The organism is Pseudomonas yamanorum (genome assembly GCF_900105735.1).
Lineage (GTDB): Bacteria > Pseudomonadota > Gammaproteobacteria > Pseudomonadales > Pseudomonadaceae > Aquipseudomonas > Aquipseudomonas yamanorum.
This window is the reverse complement of sequence record NZ_LT629793.1, coordinates 6,339,203-6,360,563: the sequence shown is the minus strand read 5'-3', so window position 1 is coordinate 6,360,563 and position 21,361 is coordinate 6,339,203. Positions and strand designations below refer to the sequence as shown.

Here is a 21,361-nt window from a genome sequence, read left to right as displayed (position 1 = left end):
AGGGCGAGAATGCCAAGTATTGTCTATAAAGCTGCACAATGGCGACAGGTATTCAGATCACAAAAAGCCCGGCACATAGCCGGGCGTTGACGGAGAAAATCACTCAATTGGCAAAGTTTTCGATCTTTACCTGGCCATCAGGAAACGTGGCGACAATTTCCAGCTCCCCTCCCATGGCGCGAATGTAGTTACGCAGCGTGCTGATATACATGTCGGTGCGACGCTCCATTTTGGACACTGCCGCCTGGTTGATATTCAGCGCCTTGGCCAACGTGTCCTGGCTCATCTGTTGCGCCTTGCGCAGTTCATGCAGAGGCATTTCTTTAAGGTGCTGCTGGAGGATGCGCTCTGCATCGGCCCGAGCTTGCGGTGTCATGCGAGCCTGAAGCTCACTGAATTTTTTAGCCATGGTGACGGCCCTCTTTACGCAGGGTTTCCAAATGTTCGTCATACAAGGTCTCAGCCAGCGGGACGTATTCGTCATACCAGCGGCCTCGTCCTGTTTTGTCCCCGCCTATCAGCAATAAGGCACACCGGCGTGGATCAAATGCGTACAGCACCCGATAAGGTCGCCCCGCGTGCTGTATCCGCAGTGCTCGCAGGTTGCCATGCCGCGCCCCCTTGATATCACTGCTGTGGGGAAACCCCAGGCCTGGCCCCAAAAAGCCCAGCAAATCCATGCTGGCCGATACCGAGGACTGCTCCTTCGTATCCAGTTCGCCCCACCAGCCGCCAAACTCATCCGTATATTCAACGTCCCAACTCATGCAAATATTCCATCCATGGAATATAAACTCAAGTGCATAACTGTAGAAGCCTGAGGGGCGCACAGCCTCCCGTTTTCCCCGGAAAAATGTTTGCAGGTTTTTCCCGCACAATTATCCGCCCATAAAAAAACCGCCCTTTCGGGCGGTTGAAGAGACTCGGTCTTGATCAGAAACCGAGGGAGAAACTGATGGTCATCGCATGGTCCTTGTCGTTGCGCGAGACCTGGCCGGAGTAGCCCAGGCCCAGCTTGCCGTTGGGGCTGATCTGATAGTCGATGCCGGCTTCCAGCACGGCGCTGTCCTTGGCAATCGGCACACCTTGGGTACTGAATGAAGTTCCACCGCCGTTGATAAAGCTCAGGTCCGCATCCGGCTTGGTATCACCGAAGGCATGACGCCAGCCGATGCTGCCCCGCGGTGTGATTTTCGAGCCGTTGCCCAAAGTGATGGTCTGGCCGGCACGCAGGCCCAGGGTGGAGAAGGTGACGTCTTGATCGGCATCACCGCGCAGGGCTGCCGAGCCGCCCTTCTCCTTGATGGTGTCGCTATCGTAGTTGACGTAGGCCAGGCCGGCGAACGGTTCCAGGGCGACGCTGCCGGTTTGAATGGTGTAGCCGACTTCACCGAACACTTGCGCGCTGCGCGCCTTGTAGTCGGCCTTCAGGCGTTGACCCACACCACCCACCGCTACGTCGCGCTTGCTCTCGATGTCGTGCCAGCTGTAGGCCACGCCCATCCGTGCGGCGAACGCTTCCTGCTGGTACGCGGTGTAGGCCATCAGGTGATAGCTGTCGACGTCGGCGCTGGAGTTGCGGTGCTTGGCGTCGAGGTCGCTGCGGGTGTAACCGGCGGCAACACCGGCGCGCCAGGCGTCATCCAGTTGTTTATCGGTACCCAGCAGGAAGCCACTGAGGTTGCGATCCAGGTTGGCGGTGTTGCTGTCGCCGCCCATATGCCCCCAGGTGCCCAGCACACGTGCCCAGCCGACCATTTCGCCTTGGCAACCGGCGCTGCTCAGCTGGTTTTCGCTCGGTGCCAGGCTGCTGCGGGGATCGTCCTTACGGTAGCAGCCGGGTTGGCGCAGGCGCTCATTGACCGCATCACGGATGTAACGCGAGTCTTCGAGCAAGGCGCTGGCGGTACTGGCGTGGATTTCCCCCGACAGGTTGTCGAACGCGGCGCGAGCCCCGGCGACGCTGCCGTTGAGCAGTGCGTTTTGCACCGCCGCACCGCCCACCGCTGCGCCACTGCCCAGTGCTGCCGCTACCGCCCGCTGATTGCCGGTGGCCGCCACGCTGGCGTAGCTGACATTATTGCGGCTGACCGCCAGCGCAACCTGGTTCGGGCTGTAGCTGAGCGCGGTATTGAGGAACGCCAGGTTCTCAAGGTTGGTGGTAGCGAACGTTCCGGTGACCCCGCCGTCGGCGGTCAACAAGGTGTAGGTAGTTGGCCCGGCATACGGCGCCAGGTTGACCACATTCAGCGTGCCCGCCAGGTCCGCCGTGCCGCCTACCGCCAGGGCCCCGGCAGCCGATGGGGTGATAACCAGGTTCAGCGCGCCATCGGTGGCGTTGGTGAAGTTGCCGGCGACGCTCAGCTTGCCACTGTCCGGGGCCACCGCACCGTGGTTGACCAGCGAACCAACGCTGCCATTGCCCGTCAGCCCGGCACCGTTAGCCACGGTGACCTGCCCACCGAACACTGCATTTGGATTGGCCGCGTTGCCGACTTGCAACACGCCCTGATCCACCGCCACCGTCCCGCTGAACGGCTGGTTGCCGGTCAGCAGCAGCGTACCCGCACCTTGCTTGACCAGCGCACCGGTACCGCTGAGCACTCCGTTGAATTGGCCGCTGCTCAGTTGCGTGAACAGCAAGCGCGCGTTGTTGCGGATATTGCCCCGCAGGCTGGTGGTGTTACCGGCCAAGGTCCCGCCACTGACGGTGGTGCCGCCGGTGTAAGTATTGGCGCCCGTCAGCACCAAGGTACCGGCATCCAGCTTGTTGATGCCGCCCGTGCCCACCAGCGGCGCATCGATCTGCGTGGTCACGCCAGCGTTGACCCGTGCTGCGGCCAAGCTGCCGTCCGGCGCATTGGTCGGGCTCAGGCTGCCGCCTGCACCGGCCACCAGCGAGTAGCCCGGATCGAGGAACTGCAGACCGGTGAAGCCCTGATTACCCTCCACTGTCACGGTCCCGCCCTGCCCGCCAAACACTGCGAACTGGTTGGTTGACGCCTGGCCCTGGGTGCCGTTCGGATCGGTCCAGTTGGTGCCCGGGCCCCACATCCCGCTGCCGCCGGTGATCGTGCCGTCAGGATTGGTGGTGCCGCCGTTCCAGAACTGGACTTGCCCCGGCGTGGTTTGCACCAGCAGGTTGACCTGATTGGCCAGCGCGGTTTGCAAGGTCAGCGCGCCCGGCAGGATGCCCGAAGGCAGCGTGCCGTAAGCCAGGCCGTTGTCGGTCAGGCTGCCGCCGTAGCGGAACAGTTGGTAAACCCCGGTGCCGAAGCCGCCGGCGTCGGTGACGTTCAGCGTGCCGTCCAGGGTCAGGTTGCCGGCCACATTCACCACCGAGGTAGAAGCGCCCGGCGCGCCGAGGCTGAAGTCCAGGTTGGTCCCCGACGACAAGTTGAGACCGCCTACCGACAACGGGGTGCCGCCAGTGCCTGCGGTCAGGGTCGAGCCGTTCGCCAGGGTGACCGTACCCGCCAGTTGGCCCGAACCGCCCAGGGAGGCGCCACTGCCCACCAGCACATTGGCGCTGTTCAACGTGCCATTGACCAACAGGCCGCCGGCGTTGACGTTGGTATCGCCGGTAAAGGTGTTGTTGCCACTGAGCAGCAGGTCGCCGGTACCGTTTTTGTTCAGCACGCCGGCGCCAGTGAGGTTGCCGGTGTAGGTGCCATCCGCCGCCTGTTCGAAGGTCAGGGTCGCATTGTTGGCGATCGCGCCCTGCAGGCTGCTGGTGTCACCCGAAGTGATACCGCCGTTCAAGGTGGTGCCGCCGCTGTAGGTGTTGGCACCGGTGAGCAGTAGTGAACCATTGCCGTTTTTCACCAGGCTGCCAGTGCCACTGATGACGCCACCGAGGGTGGTGTCTTGAGTGCCCGCGAGGCCCAGTTGCGCACCGAGGTTGATCCCATTATTGAGCTGCAACGCCGCCGTGCTGTCGAGTACTGAATTGCCGGTAACACCCAGGGCACCACTGCCCAAGGCATTGTTATTGCCGAGGATCAGCGTGCCTGCCGCCAACTGCGTCCCGCCGCTGAAGGTGTTGTTGCCATTGAGGGTCAGGCTGGCCGCACCGTTCTTGACCAGGCTGCCGCTGCCACTGACCACACCGCCCAGGGTCAAGGCGTTGGACCCGGCGACATTCAAGGCGCCGTTCACAACCACCGCGTTAGCCAGGTTGACCGCCGTGTTGCTGTCCAGCGCGGTGCCGTTGGCCGTCGTCAATACGCCGGTGCCGAGTGCGCTGTCATTGCCCACCACCAGCTTGCCGCCATTGAGGGCAGTGCCGCCGGTGTAGCCGTTGGTGCCATTGAGTACCAAGGTGCCGGTGTCGTACTTGCCCAGCGTGCCGGCGCCGTTGATGGCCACGCCGATGGTGGCAGTGTTGTCAGGGTCGACACGAATCGCCGCATTCCCGGTGCCGCCATTGACCAGGTTCAACGCGCCCGCCGTGCCGTCCACCAGGCTGTAGCCGTCGGTGGCGAACTGCAGGCCGGTGATGCTTTGCGTACCGTTGACCGTGACCGTGCCCGCCGTGCCCTGGAACACCGCGAAACTGTTGCCCCAGGCCTGATTGACAGTACCGTCCACATTGGTCCAGTTGGTCGTACCGGTGCCCCAGGTGCCGCTGCCGCCGTGAACGGTGCCGTCGCCCACCAGTTGGCCGCCGTCCCAGAACTGCACAGTGGTGTTCGGTGCCGTCACCAGCAGGTTGACCTGATTACCGACTGCCGTCTGCACCTGCAGATCCCCCGGCGTCACGCTGCCGGGCACCGCGCCGATCACCAGGCCGTTGTCGGTCAAGCCGCCGGTGTAGTTGATGATGCGATACACACCACTGCCAAAGCCGCCGATGTCGCTGACGTTGAGGTTGCCGTCCAGGGTCAGGTTACCGCCGACATTGATCAGCGCATTACCGCCACCGACGACCGGTGTACCCAGCCCGACATCCAGGTTGGAGTTACCCGACAACACCAGCGAGCCCACCGACAAGGTACTGCCGGTCGAGCCTGCCAGGTGCCCGCCATCGGCCACGGTGACGGCGCCGCCAAGGCTGCCGGTGCCCGTGAGCGTCGCGCCGCTGTTGACCGCGACATTACCGCTGGCCAGGGAGCCGCTGAGATTCAGGGTGCCACCGTTGACGCTGGTGTCGCCGGTCAGGGTGTTGATGCCGCTGAGGGTCAAGGTACCGGTACCGAGTTTGTTCAGTTGCCCACCACCGTCGAGTACCCCGTCAAAGGTACTGCTCTGGTTGCCGCCACCCAGGCTGAGGATATTGCCGCCGCCGATCAGTGCGGTGCCGTTGCCGGTCAGGCTGCCAAGGCTGGCAGAAGCCCCGAGATTGAGCTGGGTACCGGCACCCAGGTTCAAGCCGGCGTTATTGCCGAGCGCCGTCGCACTGGTGGTGGTCAGGCTACCGCCGAGTACATTGAAATTGCCGCTGAAGGTGTTGTTGCCGCCAAGGGTCAGGTCGGCTGCGCCATTTTTGGTCAGGGTGCCAGCGCCATCCAACACGCCGCCCAAGGTCAGGTTGTTGGTGCCGGTCACACTCAGGTTGTCGTTGACCGTGACGTTGTTGGCCAGCACCAGCGCCGAACTGTTGTCCAGCGTCGAAGGCCCGGCCACGGTCAAGGTGCCTGAGCCGAGTGCCGCTGCACCGCCGAGAGTCAAGGTACCGGCGTTCAGCGTGGTGCCGCCGGTATAGGTATTGGTGCCATTGAGCGTCAGGTTCGCCGCGCCGTTTTTACTCACGCCGCCTGCCCCGCTGGTCACGCCGCCGAGGGTCAGGTCATTGCTGCCGGTAACGCCCAGATTGGCGTTCAGGGCGATGTTATTGGCCAGGCTCAACGCCGTGTTGCTGTCCAGGTTCGAAGCGCCTGCCACCGTCAAGTTACCCAGGCCCAGCGCCGAAGTGTTCCCCGCCGTCAGGGTCCCGGCGTTCAAGGTGATTCCACCGAGGAAACCATTGGCGCCATTCAGGACCAGATTGGCCGCGCCGTTTTTGGTCAGGCTGCCGGCGCCGTTGAGAGCGCCACCGAGGGTCAGGTCGGCCGTGCCGCCGACCCCGAGGTTACCGGCCAGGTTGATCGCGTTGTTCACGCTCACTGCAGTGGCCGCATCCAGCGTGGTGCCGTTGGCGGCATTGAGTGTGGCGCTGCCCAGTGCCGAATTCGACGCCAGGATCAGCCCGCCCGCGTTCAGCGCAACCGGACCGAGGAAGGCATTGTTGCCACCGAGGGTCAGGTTAGCCGCGCCGTTTTTGATCAAGCCACCGACGCCGCCAATCACGCCATTGAGGGTCAGCGCATTGCTGCCGCCAACCGTCAAGTTGCCGAGCAGGCTCACTCCATTCGCCAGGGACACGGCGGTGTTGCTGTCCAGCGTGGTGCCGGACGAAGTGCTTAATTGTCCGCTGCCAAGGGCCGTGTTGCTGCCCACCACCAATGTCCCGCCTTGAAGCTCGGTGCCTCCGGTGTAGCTGTTGGCGCCATTGAGCACGAGGGTGCCACTGTCGAGTTTGGCCAGGGTGCCACTGCCGTCAATCCCCACACCGATGGTCGCGGTGGAACCCGGGTCAACACGAATCGCGGTGTTGCCACCGGTGCCGTTCACCGCCGTCAACTGCCCTGCCGCGCCGCTCACCAGGTTGTAGCCATCGGTCACGAATTGCAGCCCCGTGAACGATTGTCCGCCCACCACCGTGACGGTGCCGGCTGCCCCCTGAAACACGCCGAAGTCGGCAGCCCATGGCTGGTTGACCAGGCCATTGACCGAGGTCCAGTTGGTGCCGCCAGCCGTCCAGCTGCCGGTGCCGCCGTCCACCACGCCGTTGGCGATAGTCTGGCTGCCATCCCAGAAGCGGATATTGGCGTTCGGCGCCGCCACCAGTACGTTCACCTGATTGCCCACCGAGGTTTGCACCACCAGGTCGCCGAGGCCGAAGCCCACCGGCACGCCAGTGACATTCAGGCCCAGGTCGGTCAGCGCCCCGGTGTAGTTGATCAAGCGATACACCCCGACGCCGAAGCCACCGGCATCGGTGACGTTCAGGTTGCCATCGAGGGTCAGGTTGCCGCCAACGTTGAGCAACGAGGTGGTGGACGGTGCGCCAAGCGCTACGTCCAGGTTGCCGCTGCCGGCCATCACCAGCGAACCGGCCGACAGCGTATTGCCGCTGCTCAAGGCCAGGTGGCCGCCATTGTTGACGTTCAGCGCACCCAGTACCGAGCCGGTGCCGGTGAAAGTCGCGCCGGTATTGACGTTGACATTGGCACTGCCCAGCGAACCGCTGAGGTTCAAGGTGCCTGCGTTGACGTTGGTGTCGCCGGTGAGGCCATTGATGCCGGTCAGGTTCAGGGTGCCGGTGCCGACCTTGGCCAGGGCGCCGCTGCCACTCAGGCCGCCGTCAAAGGTGCTGGTGGAATTGAGGCCGCCCACCGACAGGGTGTTGCTTGCGCTGACCTGCACATCACCGCTGCCGGCAAGGGTTGCCAGGCTGGCATCGCTGCCCATGATCAGCGACGCGCCTGCGCTGACATTGGCGCCGGAGGTATTGCCCAGTGCGCCGGTACTGGCAGTAGTGACGCTGCCGGAAAGGATGTTCAAGGCGCCGGTAAAGGTGTTGGTGCCGCTGAGCGTCAGGTCTGCCAAGCCATTTTTGTTCAGGGCGCCAGCGCCGCTGATCACGCCGCCGAGCGCCAGATTGTTATTGCCGGCCACGTTCAAATCAGCGTTGAGGATGATCCCATTGTTCAGGGTCAGCGCCGTGCTGTTGTCCAGTGTGGAGGTGCCTCCCACGGTCAGGCTACCGCTGCCCAGCGCCGCACCGTTACCCAGCGTCAGGGTACCGGCGTTGAGGGTGCTGCCGCCGCTGTAGGTATTGATGCCGTTGAGGGTCAGATTAGCCGCACCGTTCTTGATCAACTGACCGGTGCCCCCGATAAGGCCGCCCAGTGTCAGGCCTTGAGTGCCGCCGACGGTGAGGTCGGCATTCAGGGCAATGCTGTTGGTCAGTGCTACCGGGGCATTGCTGTCCAGCGTCGCCGCGCCGTTGACTGCCAGGCTGCCGGTGCCGAGGGCCGCATTATTGCCGACGGTCAGCGTGCCGGCGTTCAACGAGGTGCCGTCGATAAACGTATTGACGCCGTTAAGGATCAGGTTGGCTGTGCCGTTTTTCACCAGGTTGCCGTTGCCGCTGATGACGCCGCCCAAGGTCAGATCCGCCGTACCGCCGATCGTCAGCGGGCCGGTCATGCCGATCTGGTTGCTCAGGCTGACGGCGGTGCTGGCGTCCAAACTGGTGTTGGCGGCGGTGGTCAACGCACCGCTGCCCAAGGCGTTGTTGGCGCCGACAATGATCTTGCCGGTGTTGAGCGTCGTACCGCCCTGGTAGTTGTTGCTGCCGTTGAGGGTCAGGTCGGCCGCGCCGTTCTTGATCAAACCACCGATGCCGCTGACGTTGCCGCCGAGGGTCAGCGCATTGCTGCCAGCGAGGGTCAGGATGCCACCGAGGTTGACGGCATTGCCCAGGGTGGCGGCGGTGTTGGCGTCCAGGGTGGTGCCGTTGGACGCGTTCAGCGCGCCAGTGCCCAACGCGGTATTGGCGCCGACAATCAAGGTCCCGGCATTCAGCGCCGTGGTGCCGGTGTAGGTGTTGTTGCCATTGAGGGTCAGGCTCGAGGCGCCGGTCTTGATCAGGCCGCCCGCGCCGGCGATCACACCACCGAGGGTCAACGGGTTGGCCCCGCCGGCGGTCAGGTTGGCATTGAGGTTGATCGCATTGCCCAGGGACAACGCGCCAGTGCTGTCGAGGCTACTGGCGCCGCCCACCGTCAATGCCCCAGTGCCCAGTGCCGTGGCATTGCCCAGGGTCAGGCTGCCGGCGTTCAGGGTCGTGCCGCCCTGGTAGGTGTTGGCGCCGTTGAGGGTCAGGTTGGCCGCGCCGTTCTTGATCAGTTGGTTGGCGCCACTGAGCACGCCGCCCAGGGTCAAGGCGTTGCTGCCCGCCACGCTCAAGTCGGCGTTTAATGCGATGTTGTTGGCCAGGGTCACGTTGGCGCTGCTGTCCAGCGAGGCCGCACCCGCGACGGTCAGGTCACCGACGCCCAAGGCCGCGTTATTACCGGCGGTCAGCGTGCCCGCGTTGAGAGTTACGCCGTTGAGGAAAGTGTTGGCACCGTTGAGGACCAGGTTGGCCGCGCCGTTTTTGGTCAGGCCGCCGCTGCCCGCAACGACGCCCCCAAGGGTCAGGCCGGCGGTCCCGCCAATGTTCAGGTTGCCGGTTACGCCGACGCCATTGGTCAGGGAAACATTAGTGCTTGCGTCCAGCGTGGTGCCGTCGGCCGTGTTCAAAATGCCGCCTGCACCCAGCGCCGTATTGGAGCCGACGATCAGCGAACCGGCATTGAGCATGGTGTTGCCGGTGTAGGTATTGGCGCCACCGAGGGTCAACGCCGCAGTGCCGTTCTTGATCAGGCCGGCCGCTCCGCTGATTGCGCCTGTGAGGCCCAGGGCCTGAGTGCCGCCGATGGTCAAGTCCGCCGCCATGAACACCGTGTTGGCCAGTATCACCGCCGTGGTGGCATCCAGGGTCGTGCTGGCGGCCGTGTTCAGGGCGCCGGTGCCCAGTGCATTGTTGTTGCCCACCAGCAGCGTGCCGGCGTTGAGCGTGGTAGAGCCGCTCTGGGTGTTGTTGCCTGTCACCGTCAGGGTCGAGGCGCCATTCTTGGTAATCCCTCCCACACCCGAGATCACACCCCCAAGGGTCAGTGCGTTGCTGCCGACCGTGGCCAGGTTGGCGTTGAGGATGATGTTGTTGTTCAGGGTGACATTGGCGCCGGTATCAAGATTGGCGCCGCCATTGACGTTCAGTACACCGGTACCCAGTGCGTTGTTATTACCTAATACCAACGTGCCGGTGTTCAGGTTAGAAGGGCCTGTAAAGGCCGTGTTGTTGCCATTTAGCGTCAGGGTGCCGCTGCCACTCTTGCTGAGCCCACCCGCCCCGTTGATCACGCCTCCCAGGGTCAAGGACCCGGCTCCGGTAGCCGTCATGGCACCGTTGAGGGTGATGAGGTTGTTCAGGCTGATGGTGCCCGGCGCACTCAACGACGCCGAACCCGCGAATGTCACAGAGCCGGTGCTGAAGGCTTGATTGTTGAGGACCTGAACCGAGCCGCCATTGATCGTGGTATTGCCGGCATAGGTATTGGCACCACTGAGGCTCAACTGCCCGGTACCGGCCTTGGTCAAACCACCACTCCCGGAGATCACGCCTCCCAGCGTCGAACCATTGGCCCCCTGAACCGTCAACCCGCCGCTGCCCAGGGAAATCAGGTTATTGAGGGTCAACCCGGCGTTGCTGGCCTGGATCACCCCGCCATTGGACGTCAGCACGCCCGTGCCGAACGACTGGGCGCTGTTGAACGACGCAACGCCACCGTTGAGGGTTGTGCTGCCGCTGACAAGCGGCCCTTGCAAGGTCCAGGTACCGCTGTTGACCGTCAGGTTGTTGAAGTTCACGTAGTTGGCGCTGGACGCCGTGCCCGCACCGCTCGTGCCACCGCCCACACCAATGGTGTTTTGCAGGATCAAAGAGTTGCTGCCCCCGGCCCCGCCATCAACTTGCCCGGTGGGCGCAAACGTCAGGTTCACGCCGATCAGGCCACCGAGGCCGAGCCCCACCCCGCCACCATTGGTGATGGTCGAACCGGTCACGGCGGTAAATGTGTTGCTGCTGGCCGCCCCCATGGAGACGCCACCGGAGATCGTCCCGGTGTTGATGAACGTGTTGCCGGTGCTGGACGTTTCGAAGGCCACACGTCCGGTCAGGGTGCCGTTGTTGACCATGTTGACCTGCGAGCCACCCTGCACCGCTACCACCGGCGTATCCGAAGAGAACAGCGTCAAGTTGAGCAACGCGTTCGAGCCGATAGTGCCGTTGTTGGTGATATTGGTGACGCCACCCGCACCGTTGACGACATTCATCGCCATGCCGGCGAGGCTCGTCAGGTTCAACCCGAGCACATCCCCAGTGCCCCTGATGATCCCGGTGAGGGTGTTGTTGATAGTGACGTTACTCGCCGCCGTATTCCCCAGCGTCACACCACCGCTCAACACAGTCACGAGGCCAAGCAGCGCCGGGTCGATGGTGCCGGAGTTATTGAGGGTCAGGTTATTGCCCGTGAGGTTGAGCACCTGGCCACCCAGGGTCGCGTTCATCTGCGCGCCGCTGTTGACGTTAACCGTCAGGCCGTTGACCGCACTGGCAAAGGTGTTCAAGAACAGCGGCAAACTCGGCACGCCGGTACAGGTGACCGTGGCGCCTGCCGTGGGACTTGCCGGCGAACAAGCAGCCATCGCCTGCGGGCTCGCCAAGCCTAGAACCAGGCCGGCAATACCGAGGCGAATAGCAAGATTAAGAGGAGAAATACGAGGTACAGCGGCAGCAGCAAGTCTTCTTTCCACGTGAAACTCCTTGTGGTCAAAGCCTTTCATCCATGAATGCGTAGAAGCCCCAAATACAGATCCAAACACGCATCGACGTCGAAATACCTGACCGTGGTGACAACTGATCCTGTTTGTCACAACGTTAGCCGCGTGCATAAAACTCGTTGAAATAAATGGTATTAATACTTTGGCGAGTGCCGCCCAGAAACCGGACGACGTCCAATGAACGCGGAGTTGAACGCTCTGAGCCGCGCAAAAATTCAGATTTCACCACGCAAAAAAGCGCTCTAATAACGCCCTGTTGATTCAGCAAAACGATCCTGGAGTCCCCAATGCCCCATGAAGGCAACCTGTTACAAGCGGCGGTTGTATTCCTGTTCGCTGCCGTATTGACCGTGCCCTTGGCCAAGCGCCTGCAGTTGGGTGCCGTGTTGGGTTATTTGCTGGCCGGCGTGATCATCGGCCCCTCGGTGCTGGGGCTGGTGGGCAACCCACAAAGCGTCAGCCAGTTCTCCGAACTGGGGGTGGTGTTGCTGCTGTTCATCATCGGCCTGGAGTTGTCACCGAAGCGCTTGTGGGTGATGCGCAAGGCGGTGTTTGGTGTCGGCCTGGCGCAGGTGTTGCTGACGGGCACGGTGATTGGTGTGGTAGCGCTGTTCCTGTTTGGCCAGTCATGGAACAGTGCGATTGTGCTGGGCCTTGGCCTGGCACTCTCCTCCACCGCCTTCGGCCTGCAAAGCCTGGCCGAGCGCAAGGAGCTTAACCAGCCCCACGGGCGCCTGGCCTTTGCCATCCTGCTGTTCCAAGACATCGCGGCCATCCCGCTGATCGCCATGGTGCCGCTGCTCGCCGGCAGCGATCACCCCGCCACCACCTCCCAAGGCCTGCAGCATGGCCTGGAAGTACTGGGCAGCATCGCCGTGGTGATCATCGGCGGGCGCTATCTGCTGCGGCCGGTGTTTCGCATCGTCGCCAAGACCGGGCTGCGGGAAGTGTCCACGGCCACCGCGTTGCTGGTAGTGATCGGCACGGCATGGCTGATGGAGCTGGTGGGCGTGTCCATGGCCCTCGGCGCCTTCCTCGCCGGGTTGCTGTTGGCAGACTCCGAATACCGGCATGAGCTGGAATCGCAGATCGAACCGTTCAAGGGCCTGCTGCTGGGCCTGTTTTTTATCAGCGTGGGCATGGGCGCCAATATCAGCCTGTTGTTCAGTGCGCCGGTAATCGTGCTGGGTCTGACCCTGCTGCTGATCGCCATCAAATTGCCGCTGCTGTTTTGCGTGGGCCGACTGGCCGGTGACCTGAACCGTGAAAGCGCGCTGCGCCTGGGTGTGGTGCTGGCGGCCGGCGGTGAGTTTGCCTTCGTGGTGTTCAAGATCGGCCGCGACCAGGGCCTGTTCGAACCGCACCTCTACGACATCCTGGTGCTGACCATCACCCTGTCCATGGCCCTGACCCCATTGCTGCTGTTGCTCTGCCCGAAGCTCTTCAAGCCCAAGGTCAAGCCGGTGGAAGTGCCCGAGGAATACCGCGCCATCGAAAGCGATGCACCCCGGGTGGTGATCGCCGGGATGGGCCGTATGGGGCAGATCGTGGCGCGGATCCTGCGGGCGCAAAACATCTCGTTTATCGCCCTCGACACCTCGGTGGAAACCATCGAGCTGACCCGCAGTTTCGGCGGCATGCCGGTGTTCTACGGCGACCCCCAGCGCCCGGAAATCCTCCACGCGGCGAAAGTCGACCAGGCTGAATTCTTCGTGATCGCCATGGACGACCCCGAAATCAATATCAAGACCGCCGAGCTGGTGCGCAGCCTCTACCCGCACATGAAGATCATCGCCCGCGCCCGTAACCGCCAGCACGTACATCGCCTGGTGGACCTCGACGCGTCACCGGTGCGCGAGACGTTTTACTCCAGCCTGGAAATGAGCCGCCGCACCCTGGTGGGCCTTGGTTTGACCCAGGCCCAGGCCGATGCGCGCATCAGCCGTTTCAAAAACCACGACCTGCAACTGCTGGCCGCTCAGCACGCGGTGTATGACGACGCGGCCAAGGTGATGCAATCGGCCCAGGAAGCCCGGACGGAACTGGCACGGCTGTTTGAGATGGACCGACTCGAGGAAGAGTCCGACAAGGTGTAAGGATGGAGATGAACGATCTTGCGAAATTTCTGACAGAATACGGCGCAATTTCGTTCATCCCTGGAGAGCTTCATGGCCACCCTCAGCAAGACCGCAGCCCTCTTGGCCCTCGCGCTGGCCGCCGGCTTCGGCGCCAGCCAAGTCCTCGCCGCCAGCAAGCCTGCGGCGCAGAAAACCGCCACCCAGACCATCTCCACCCTGGACGGCAAGTTCAGCTTCAACCTGCCCAAGTCCTACCAGGCCGACCCACTGCCGGCCGGTGATGCCGAACACGGCACGGCAGGCGCCAGCGGCACGATGTACAGCGACCAGGCCACCAAAAGCGTGATTTTTGTGGTTGAGAAACCGAGTGTCGCCGGCCTGATCAAGGACAACGACCCGCAGTTCCTCGACGGCGCCGTGGCGGATTTCGTCAAGGAACAAAGCGCGGCCCTGCCGGACTTCAAGAAAGGCGCCGAGAAGAAACTCACCGTCAAGGGCCTGGCCCTGCGCCAGGTCGACAGCACTGCGACCATGGGCGGTGGCAAGACGCTGAGCTCCACTTTCCTCACGGGCTCCGGCAGCCACCAGTTGGTGGTGCAGGCCATTTCCCGGGCGGATGATGAAGCCGGTCATGCACTGTTGGTGAAGCAGATTATTGGCGGTAAGTAACCCGATTTACCTGACAATGAAAATCTAAATGTGGGAGCTGGCTTGCCTGCGATAGCGATTGACCAGTCACTGCTTCAGGCAACTGATACACCGCTATCGCAGGCAAGCCAGCTCCCACATTTTTATCGCATTCACATCACCGGACTCAGCGCAGGCTCTTTTCCAGCCACTGCTTCAAGTCCAGCAACTCCGCCTCACCGATGGTATGAATCATCCCCGGGTAACCGTGGAATTCCGGCGTGAGGCCAAGCCCCTGCAACACCTCGTTGGCCCGCGTTGCCGAGTAGTAAGGCAGCGCCTGGTCCAGCGTCCCGTGCCCAATGAAAATCGCCAACTTGCCCAGGCGCGCATCCGGCTTGAGTTCGGCCTTGAGTACCGGCAGCAGGCTGCCGCTCAACGCCGCAATCCCGCGCAGGGTTTCGGGATGCCTTAGCCCGACTTCGTACGACATGATCGCGCCCTGGCTGAACCCCACCAGAAACACCCGATCACTTTGGGTGTGATACTTAGTGGTGGCCTGGGCGACGAAGTCTTCGATCAGCTTGGCGCTGCTCTGCAAATCGGCGGTCTCGCCATCAAAGTCGCCATCGCCCGGCTTCTTGCGAAACCAGCGATAGCCACCCCCCTCCACCGACATCGGTGCCCGTGCAGACAGGTAGGTCCAGGTCGAGGGCAAGCGGTCCTTGAGCCCGAACAAGTCTGCCTCGTCACTGCCATAACCGTGCAGGAAGATCACCAGCGGCTCGTTGCGTGCATCGCTTTGGGTCTGTTCCAGGTAAGGCAGCGGCAGGTCGGTGTGCAATACGTCTTCGGCCTGTGCGGCGCCGGTAAACAGCGCCACCGTCAGGGCAATCAGTTTGAGCATGAGCATCAACCTCTAGGGTTTGCGCAACAAATAGGTATCCATGATCCAGCCATTGGCCTGACGCGCCGCCTTGCGCACACGTTCAATCTCTTCGGCAACCTCAGCCACTTTGCCGCTGATCAGGATTTCATCCGGTGTGCCCAGGTAGGCGCCCCAGTAGATATCCAGGTCCTGATCGGCCACGGTGCGGTAGGAATCTTCGGCGTCGAGCATGACAACCAGGGTGTCGGCATCACTCGCCTGCCCCGCCGCCAACCGGCGGCCGGTGGTGATTTCGATGGAGCGACCGATGCGGTTCAGCGGCACTTTGTGCTGCGCCGCCAACGCCTGGACGCTGGTGATCCCGGGGATCACTTCAAATTCAAATTCGCAGCTGCCGCTGGCGAGGATCGCCTGCAGGATACGAATGGTACTGTCGTACAGTGCGGGGTCGCCCCAGGCCAGGAATGCGCCCACTTCGCCGTCGGCCATTTCTTCATTGATCATCCGTTCGAAGGTCTGCTGCTTGTCGCGGTTCAGGTCCTTCACGGCGGTGGTGTAGTCGATATCGCCACGCACCCGCTCGGGGCAATCGGCCTCGACAAAGCGGTAGGCGTGATCGGTGATGTAGGTCTCGCAGATTTCCCGGCGCAGGTCGATCAGCTTGTCCTTGCTCTGGCCCTTGTCCATCAGGAAAAACACGTCGGTGCGGTTGAGCGCCTTGACCGCCTGCATCGTGATGTAGTCGGGGTTGCCGGCGCCAATGCCGATGATCAGGATGCGTTTCATGGGAAAGTCTTCATGGGTGGTCTCGGTGCGGGGAACGGATTTTGCCATGTTCGGGACGTCAGGCGTGAGTTTCCAGGCGCAGGCGCCAACGGCCATTGAAGCGCAACTCGGTGGATGACAGCGGCTCCACGTCGATCAGGTTGAACATCGCGGGCGGGCATTGCATGACATGCAGCAGCGCTGCGCGGATCACAAATGGATGCGTCACCGCCACGACATGCCCCGGGGATTGCTCAAGGGACTGCAACCACTGCCCTACCCGCTCACACAGTTGCACTACCGACTCGCCGCCGTGGGGCGCCGAGGTGCTGTCGGTCAACCAGGCCTGAAGCGCTTCGGGTTCGGCTTGCTGAACCTCCTCGATCGCCAACCCTTGCCAGCGGCCGAAATCACAATCGCGCAGGGCTGTTTCAACCAAAGCATCGTCGGCAAACAGCGCCGCGGTCTGCCGGGTCCGCGCCTCCGGGCCGCACAGCACCCGGGGTGCACGCTTGAAGCGTTGCGCCTGGGAAAGCGCCGCCTGCTGCCAGCCTATCTCCACCGACTCATCCAGCGCAAAGCGTGCCTGTTTCTGGGCACGGGTGCTGGCGTGGGCAACAAGGGTCAAACGGGTGGCCTGCATGACAAATCGCTCTGGTTTTAAGGGGCAGTCAGCGTAGACTTGCGAAGTTGTTTCAACATGTTTCAACTATTCTGCAACAGGAAGCCGGTTCAATGCCGGCGCGGTCGCGCCACTGTATTCGGCCTTTTAGCCGTAAGCCAGACCCTGTTTCAGCCAACTCGCTATCCATTTCGGGACGCGTCATCCCTGGAGGTTCTCATGGCTTATACCGCTGTAACTGGCTCCGACGTTTCAATACCGTCCATTCCCCTGAGCGAAATCCTGCCCTGGGCGATCTTCGGCGGCCTGCTGCTGTTGCTCGCGATTTACTTCGTCGGCGCCGAGCAGGGCGCGACGGCCGTGTTCAAAGGCATGTACGTGCATGAGTTTGTGCATGACGGTCGCCACCTGCTGGGTTTCCCCTGCCATTGATTGGAGCGTGACGACATGACAGGGCATTTACTCGTTCGCGGGATGCTGGTGGGCCTGCTCGCCGGCATCCTGGCCTTCGGCTTCGCCAAGACTTTTGGTGAGCCGCAGATCGACAAGGCCATCGCCTTCGAAGATCAGATGGCACAGATGCGCGGCGACGCGCCGGAAGAAGAACTGGTGAGCCGCGAAGTACAAAGCACCTTCGGCCTGTTCACCGGCGTGGTGGTGTACAGCGTCTCCCTGGGTGGCATTTTCGCCCTGGTGTTCGCCTACTCCCTGGGCCGCATCGGCAAGGTCGGTCCCCGTGGCTTGGCAGCGCTGCTGGCATTGGCGGCGTTTGTGACGATCATCGTGGTACCGGGGTTGAAGTATCCGGCCAACCCGCCATCGGTGGGCGACCCCGCCACCATCGCGCAACGCACCAAGCTGTTCTTCCTGATGCTGCTGGTGTCGGTGGCGGCTGCGGTGATTGCGATCAACGCGGCGCGCAAGCTGATTGCCAGCCGTGGCCTATGGGCAGGCGCGATCCTCGGTGTGGCGCTGTATATCGTGATCGTGTCGGTGGCCGGCAGCTTGTTCCCGGCCATCAACGAAGTGCCGGAACAATTCTCGGCAGTGTTGCTGTGGAAATTCCGCGTGGCCTCCCTGGGGATTCAACTGGTACTGTGGACCACCCTGGGCCTGGTGTTCGGCGCCGTGGCCGAGCGCAAGCTGAGCCAGCCTCGGGCGCGTCTCAACTCCTGACGGTACAGGTAGCCGCCGACAAATCGGCGGCTACCGGCATTCACACCCCGGGCCGCGCCAGATAGAACACCTCGTAGCCGTTGCCCGGATGGTTCACATCCAGCGCCTTGGCCGACAAGGTAATTCGCACCAGCTTCCACGCCTGCACATCCAGCGCCAGAAACACCGCGAAGTTATCGCTGGTGTCTGCAATCTGCTGATTGCGGGCTTTTTCGGTTGCGAGGATTTGCCCACGGTCCGCGCTTGGCTCCAGCGCCCACTCCTCCCGATACAGGCTCAAGGCGTCTTGCGCCGGACCTCGCTGCACATCCAGCGGTAACCAGGACTCAATGTGCGGCTGGCCAAAACTGTCGAGGACCTTCTGGAAGCGCTCGCCGAGCAAGAAATCCGCAGCCTGCAAAGGATCCGACCACAGATAAACCGACGAATACAGGTTATTCACCCCCGGCCCCTGCCCTCTCTCCTGGGCGATAAACGCCTTGAACAGCAAACCCTCGGCATGATCCCACAACGGCCCCAGGCGAGCGGCCCGCTCACGGATGACACCCATGTCGTAATCGGCTGGCAAGCGGTGTGAATACTGTTTGGCAAACATCATGGCGCTCCTGTTCAGATGAGTGCCCAGCTTGCGCAGCGGCCATGATTTCAGCAAGATATCACCGGATATAGGTATGATAAGGAACTGAAATGACCGACGCACTCAAGCCGCTGGATATCGACACCGTGCACGCCTTCGTCCTGGTCGCCGATTTCACCAGTTTTACCCGCGCGGCCCAGGCACTGGATACATCACAGGCAGCCATCAGCCTCAAGCTCAAGCGCCTGGAAGAACGCCTCGGTTATCGCCTGCTGGTGCGCACACCACGGCATGTCCGTCTGTCGCCCCAGGGCGAGCAGTTCATCGTCGCCGCGCGCGCGCTGCTCAATGCCCACGAACGGGCGTTGGGTGACATGGGCAACGGCGCACCACGAAGGCTGGTGATTGGCATCAGCGACCACGTGGCCGGCCCCGATCTGCCGCTGTGGCTCAGCCGCCTGGCCGCCTATGACCCGCTGGTGATCCTGGAGGTGCGGATTGCTTCGTCCCGCGACCTGGTGGCGGCGTTCGACCGCAACGAACTGGACGCGGTGATCGTGCGCAACGAAGGCGACCGCCAGGACGGCGAAGTATTGGTGGTGGAGCGCTTTGGCTGGTTCGCCGCACCGACCTGGCAGCACACCGCCGGTACACCGTTGCGCATGGCAACCATGGCCTCGCCCTGCGGCGTGCGACACTTGGCGGTGCGCGCGCTGGATGAGGCGCGGATCGACTGGACCGAAGTGTTTGTCGGCGGCGGCGTAATGGCGGTGGGTGCGGCAGTCAGCGCCGGCCTGGGTGTGGCGGCGCTGGCCCGGCGAGTGGCGCCGGCGGGCGCCGTGGACGTCAGCGAACAGTACGGATTACCGGCGTTACCCGTCAGTGAAATCGTGCTGCACAGCCGCATCAGCGACGGCCGCTCCCGCGAGACATTACGTGCGTTGAGCGCAACCTTCAGAGGGGTTCTGGAGCGTTAGATTGCATCTGGGTGTATCGCCCGCGCACGAACCGCTCCAGTTCATCGCCCGGCAACGCCTTGCTGAAATACCAGCCCTGGATGATCAGCTCCGAGCCCGACTGCAAAAACGCCAGTTGCTCGGCGGTTTCCACGCCTTCCACCACCACCCCAAGGTTCAGCGCCTCACAGAATCGCAGCATCCCGGTCAACACCTGGGCGCCCTTTGGATCATGCTGGGCCACCACGAAACTGCGATCGATCTTGATGAAATCCACCGGGAACTGATGCAGATAACTCAGCGCTGAAAACCCGGTCCCGAAGTCATCGATGTAAACCTTGGCGCCAATGGCCTGCAGCTTCTCGATCATCTGCCGGGTGCCCTGAATATCCCCCACCAACGCATCCTCAGTGATCTCCACCGACACCTGCCCATGGGCCTGGGCCAGTATCTCCACCAGCCGGTCACCATAGGCCGGGGTGGTCAGCGTGGCGCTGGAGATATTGATCGTCATCGGTAAGGTAAAACCGACCTTCCGCCACTTTTGATACTGGCGCACAGCCTGGGACGCCACCCACACATCCACATCGGGCATCAACCTGGCGTTGGCCAGCCATTGCAGGAACTCCCAGGGCGAATGCACCGTGCCCTCGGCATCCCGCGCACGCATCAACGCCTCGCAACCGGTGCACAGCCCGGTCAGGGTCGAAATCTGCGGTTGGAATTCGAGGTAAAACTCATAATCGCTGATCTGCTGGATATGGCTCAACTCGCTGACCTGGCGTGCCTGGGCCTTATGGGACGCCATTACCGGGTCCAGTTCCAGCAAGCGGCCCTTTTCTTCGAGGCCGCGAAAGGTCATGTCCAGCGACTTCAAATACACCGTGCCGCCTTCCGTGGCCTGGCGATTGATCGCCCGCACATAGGGCGCGTAAATCAGCATGCCAACCCCCAGCAACACCACCTGCAGTAACACCGCCGCGAGGTCGCCGTGGGTGCTCAAATAGGCGTTTAACAATACCGGCGCGGTGAACGGCACACTCACCACCGCAGGCGACACCCAGCCAATCTGCACCACCATCAGCGCCAGCATTGCGTTGAATGCCGGCACCACCAGAAAGGGAATGAACAGGCGCGGGTTGAGGATGATCGGCAAGCCAAACAACAACACTTCACTGACATTGAACAACGACAGCGGCAGGCTGGCTATCGCCACCAATCGCATGGACCGGCTCTTGGAAAACAGCAGGATCGCCAGCAGCAAGCACAATGCGCCACCCGAGCCACCGATAAACGCGAAGCTGCCCAGCAAGCCGCCATTCAGTAAATACTTGACCGGCTCGCCCGCCGCCACTGCGGCGTTGTTGAGCGCGACAGCCTGATCCAGTACATCAAACAACGGCTGCATGGCGTAGACCCCATGGATCCCGAAAAACCACAGCAGTGAATTCATCAGGGTCACAAACAGACCGCTGCCATAGGGCGTTTCCAGTGCATCGAGTACCTGCGGGCCCTGAAGCTGCGCCACCTGCGGAATCTGCAACAGCAACGACAGCAAGAGCACCAGCACGAGCGCCGTGATCGCCCCCGGCACCACCATGTTGATGGTGCCCTTGAGGTTGTGCCCCACCAGGTCTTCGTTGATCAACCGGGTCCAGCGACGCCGATGCAGCCAGGCGATGGCGGGCACATTGATCAACGGCGAGGCGATGGCGATGAACAGCACGAAGGTCGCCGAAGCACGGGGGAAATCCCGCAGCACAAAGGTGGCGATCACCACGTGGGCCAGGCACAGGAACGCCACCGGTAGCTGCGGCAGGCGGTGCTGGATAGCAAGCATGTAACCGATGGAGGCGGCCACCAGCAGCGGGATCACCGAACTGATCTGGTTGTGCAGCCCCGCGAGGAAGGCCACCCACTGAGGGTCGAAGCCCAGCACACGGGCGCATTCGGACAGGATCAGGAAACCGGCCGACACCAGCAGGCATGGCAGGATCCACAACAACCCCTCACGTATGGCCCGCAACGACTCGGTGCTGGCCAAGGCCGCCAGCCGCTGGGTGAAGAAAAGCTTGAACAGCGTTTGCGCCATCACCTGTCCCTCTGCACATAGCACTCGGTCCCTGATGCCAAGGTCGCAAAAACACCTGAGCCGTTGCCTTTATCGATAAGGTAACG

General features: G+C 62.5%; 13 protein-coding genes. 5 read left to right on the top strand and 8 right to left on the bottom strand.

Going from position 1 to position 21,361, the window contains the following annotated elements:
* Positions 1-103: 103 nt before the first annotated feature.
* From BLU46_RS29610 to BLU46_RS29600, 3 genes are all read right to left on the bottom strand, one after another.
* Positions 104-409: an XRE family transcriptional regulator gene (locus BLU46_RS29610; RefSeq protein ID WP_093208979.1), complete on the bottom strand. Its 306-nt coding sequence runs from the start codon at positions 407-409 to the stop codon at positions 104-106.
* On the bottom strand, positions 402-767 hold the full coding sequence (locus tag BLU46_RS29605; RefSeq protein WP_093208975.1) for a type II toxin-antitoxin system RelE/ParE family toxin: 366 nt from the start codon (positions 765-767) through the stop codon (positions 402-404). The genes BLU46_RS29610 and BLU46_RS29605 overlap by 8 nt, the downstream gene beginning before the upstream one ends.
* A gap of 166 nt (positions 768-933) precedes the next feature.
* Complete coding sequence (locus BLU46_RS29600) at positions 934-11,496, bottom strand: autotransporter-associated beta strand repeat-containing protein (RefSeq protein ID WP_093208971.1); 10,563 nt, start codon at positions 11,494-11,496, stop codon at positions 934-936.
* A gap of 284 nt (positions 11,497-11,780) precedes the next feature.
* Between BLU46_RS29600 and BLU46_RS29595 the strand changes: the two genes are divergently transcribed.
* Complete coding sequence (locus BLU46_RS29595) at positions 11,781-13,589, top strand: monovalent cation:proton antiporter-2 (CPA2) family protein (RefSeq protein ID WP_093208968.1); 1,809 nt, start codon at positions 11,781-11,783, stop codon at positions 13,587-13,589.
* Between the two features lie 72 nt (positions 13,590-13,661).
* Entirely contained in the window at positions 13,662-14,240 is a 579-nt protein-coding gene (locus BLU46_RS29590) for a DcrB/PsbP domain-containing protein (protein ID WP_063029292.1), read from the top strand.
* A gap of 145 nt (positions 14,241-14,385) precedes the next feature.
* Here the strand turns inward: BLU46_RS29590 and BLU46_RS29585 are convergent, their stop codons facing one another.
* The 3 genes from BLU46_RS29585 to BLU46_RS29575 are packed head-to-tail and all read right to left on the bottom strand — an operon-like array spanning position 14,386 to position 16,495.
* Entirely contained in the window at positions 14,386-15,105 is a 720-nt protein-coding gene (locus BLU46_RS29585) for an alpha/beta hydrolase (RefSeq protein ID WP_093210214.1), read from the bottom strand.
* Between the two features lie 12 nt (positions 15,106-15,117).
* On the bottom strand, positions 15,118-15,873 hold the full coding sequence (cobF, locus tag BLU46_RS29580; RefSeq protein WP_003208076.1) for a precorrin-6A synthase (deacetylating): 756 nt from the start codon (positions 15,871-15,873) through the stop codon (positions 15,118-15,120).
* Positions 15,874-15,931: 58 nt separating this feature from the next.
* Entirely contained in the window at positions 15,932-16,495 is a 564-nt protein-coding gene (locus BLU46_RS29575; RefSeq protein WP_063029289.1) for a histidine phosphatase family protein, read from the bottom strand.
* A gap of 198 nt (positions 16,496-16,693) precedes the next feature.
* Between BLU46_RS29575 and BLU46_RS29570 the strand changes: the two genes are divergently transcribed.
* Together BLU46_RS29570 and BLU46_RS29565 are read left to right on the top strand one after the other, a co-directional pair.
* The gene (locus tag BLU46_RS29570; RefSeq protein ID WP_063029287.1) at positions 16,694-16,906 is read left to right on the top strand and encodes a CbtB domain-containing protein; all 213 of its coding nucleotides are present in this window, start codon (positions 16,694-16,696) and stop codon (positions 16,904-16,906) included.
* Positions 16,907-16,921: 15 nt separating this feature from the next.
* The gene (locus BLU46_RS29565) at positions 16,922-17,650 is read left to right on the top strand and encodes a CbtA family protein (RefSeq protein ID WP_093208963.1); all 729 of its coding nucleotides are present in this window, start codon (positions 16,922-16,924) and stop codon (positions 17,648-17,650) included.
* A 40-nt stretch (positions 17,651-17,690) separates the two neighbouring features.
* On the opposite strand, the gene BLU46_RS29560 is transcribed toward BLU46_RS29565, so the two are convergent.
* On the bottom strand, positions 17,691-18,245 hold the full coding sequence (locus tag BLU46_RS29560) for a DUF4865 family protein (protein WP_093208959.1): 555 nt from the start codon (positions 18,243-18,245) through the stop codon (positions 17,691-17,693).
* 92 nt (positions 18,246-18,337) lie between these two features.
* Here BLU46_RS29560 and BLU46_RS29555 point away from each other — a divergent pair, with 92 nt between their 5' ends.
* Positions 18,338-19,204, top strand: a complete 867-nt coding sequence (locus BLU46_RS29555) for a LysR family transcriptional regulator (RefSeq protein ID WP_093208954.1) — start codon at positions 18,338-18,340, stop codon at positions 19,202-19,204.
* Here the strand turns inward: BLU46_RS29555 and BLU46_RS29550 are convergent.
* The gene (locus BLU46_RS29550; RefSeq protein WP_063029280.1) at positions 19,182-21,275 is read right to left on the bottom strand and encodes an EAL domain-containing protein; all 2,094 of its coding nucleotides are present in this window, start codon (positions 21,273-21,275) and stop codon (positions 19,182-19,184) included. The two genes, BLU46_RS29555 and BLU46_RS29550, sit on opposite strands and share 23 nt — an antisense overlap.
* Positions 21,276-21,361 lie beyond the last annotated feature (86 nt).

What these genes read in the sequence shown, in the direction of transcription:
- BLU46_RS29610 (WP_093208979.1), bottom strand. Translation starts at nt 409, where the DNA reads ATGGCTAAAAAATTCAGTGAGCTTCAGGCTCGCATGACACCGCAAGCT.
- BLU46_RS29605 (WP_093208975.1), bottom strand. Translation starts at nt 767, where the DNA reads ATGAGTTGGGACGTTGAATATACGGATGAGTTTGGCGGCTGGTGGGGC.
- BLU46_RS29600 (WP_093208971.1), bottom strand. Translation starts at nt 11,496, where the DNA reads ATGAAAGGCTTTGACCACAAGGAGTTTCACGTGGAAAGAAGACTTGCT.
- BLU46_RS29595 (WP_093208968.1), top strand. Translation starts at nt 11,781, where the DNA reads ATGCCCCATGAAGGCAACCTGTTACAAGCGGCGGTTGTATTCCTGTTC.
- BLU46_RS29590 (WP_063029292.1), top strand. Translation starts at nt 13,662, where the DNA reads ATGGCCACCCTCAGCAAGACCGCAGCCCTCTTGGCCCTCGCGCTGGCC.
- BLU46_RS29585 (WP_093210214.1), bottom strand. Translation starts at nt 15,105, where the DNA reads ATGCTCAAACTGATTGCCCTGACGGTGGCGCTGTTTACCGGCGCCGCA.
- cobF (WP_003208076.1), bottom strand. Translation starts at nt 15,873, where the DNA reads ATGAAACGCATCCTGATCATCGGCATTGGCGCCGGCAACCCCGACTAC.
- BLU46_RS29575 (WP_063029289.1), bottom strand. Translation starts at nt 16,495, where the DNA reads ATGCAGGCCACCCGTTTGACCCTTGTTGCCCACGCCAGCACCCGTGCC.
- BLU46_RS29570 (WP_063029287.1), top strand. Translation starts at nt 16,694, where the DNA reads ATGGCTTATACCGCTGTAACTGGCTCCGACGTTTCAATACCGTCCATT.
- BLU46_RS29565 (WP_093208963.1), top strand. Translation starts at nt 16,922, where the DNA reads ATGACAGGGCATTTACTCGTTCGCGGGATGCTGGTGGGCCTGCTCGCC.
- BLU46_RS29560 (WP_093208959.1), bottom strand. Translation starts at nt 18,245, where the DNA reads ATGTTTGCCAAACAGTATTCACACCGCTTGCCAGCCGATTACGACATG.
- BLU46_RS29555 (WP_093208954.1), top strand. Translation starts at nt 18,338, where the DNA reads ATGACCGACGCACTCAAGCCGCTGGATATCGACACCGTGCACGCCTTC.
- BLU46_RS29550 (WP_063029280.1), bottom strand. Translation starts at nt 21,275, where the DNA reads ATGGCGCAAACGCTGTTCAAGCTTTTCTTCACCCAGCGGCTGGCGGCC.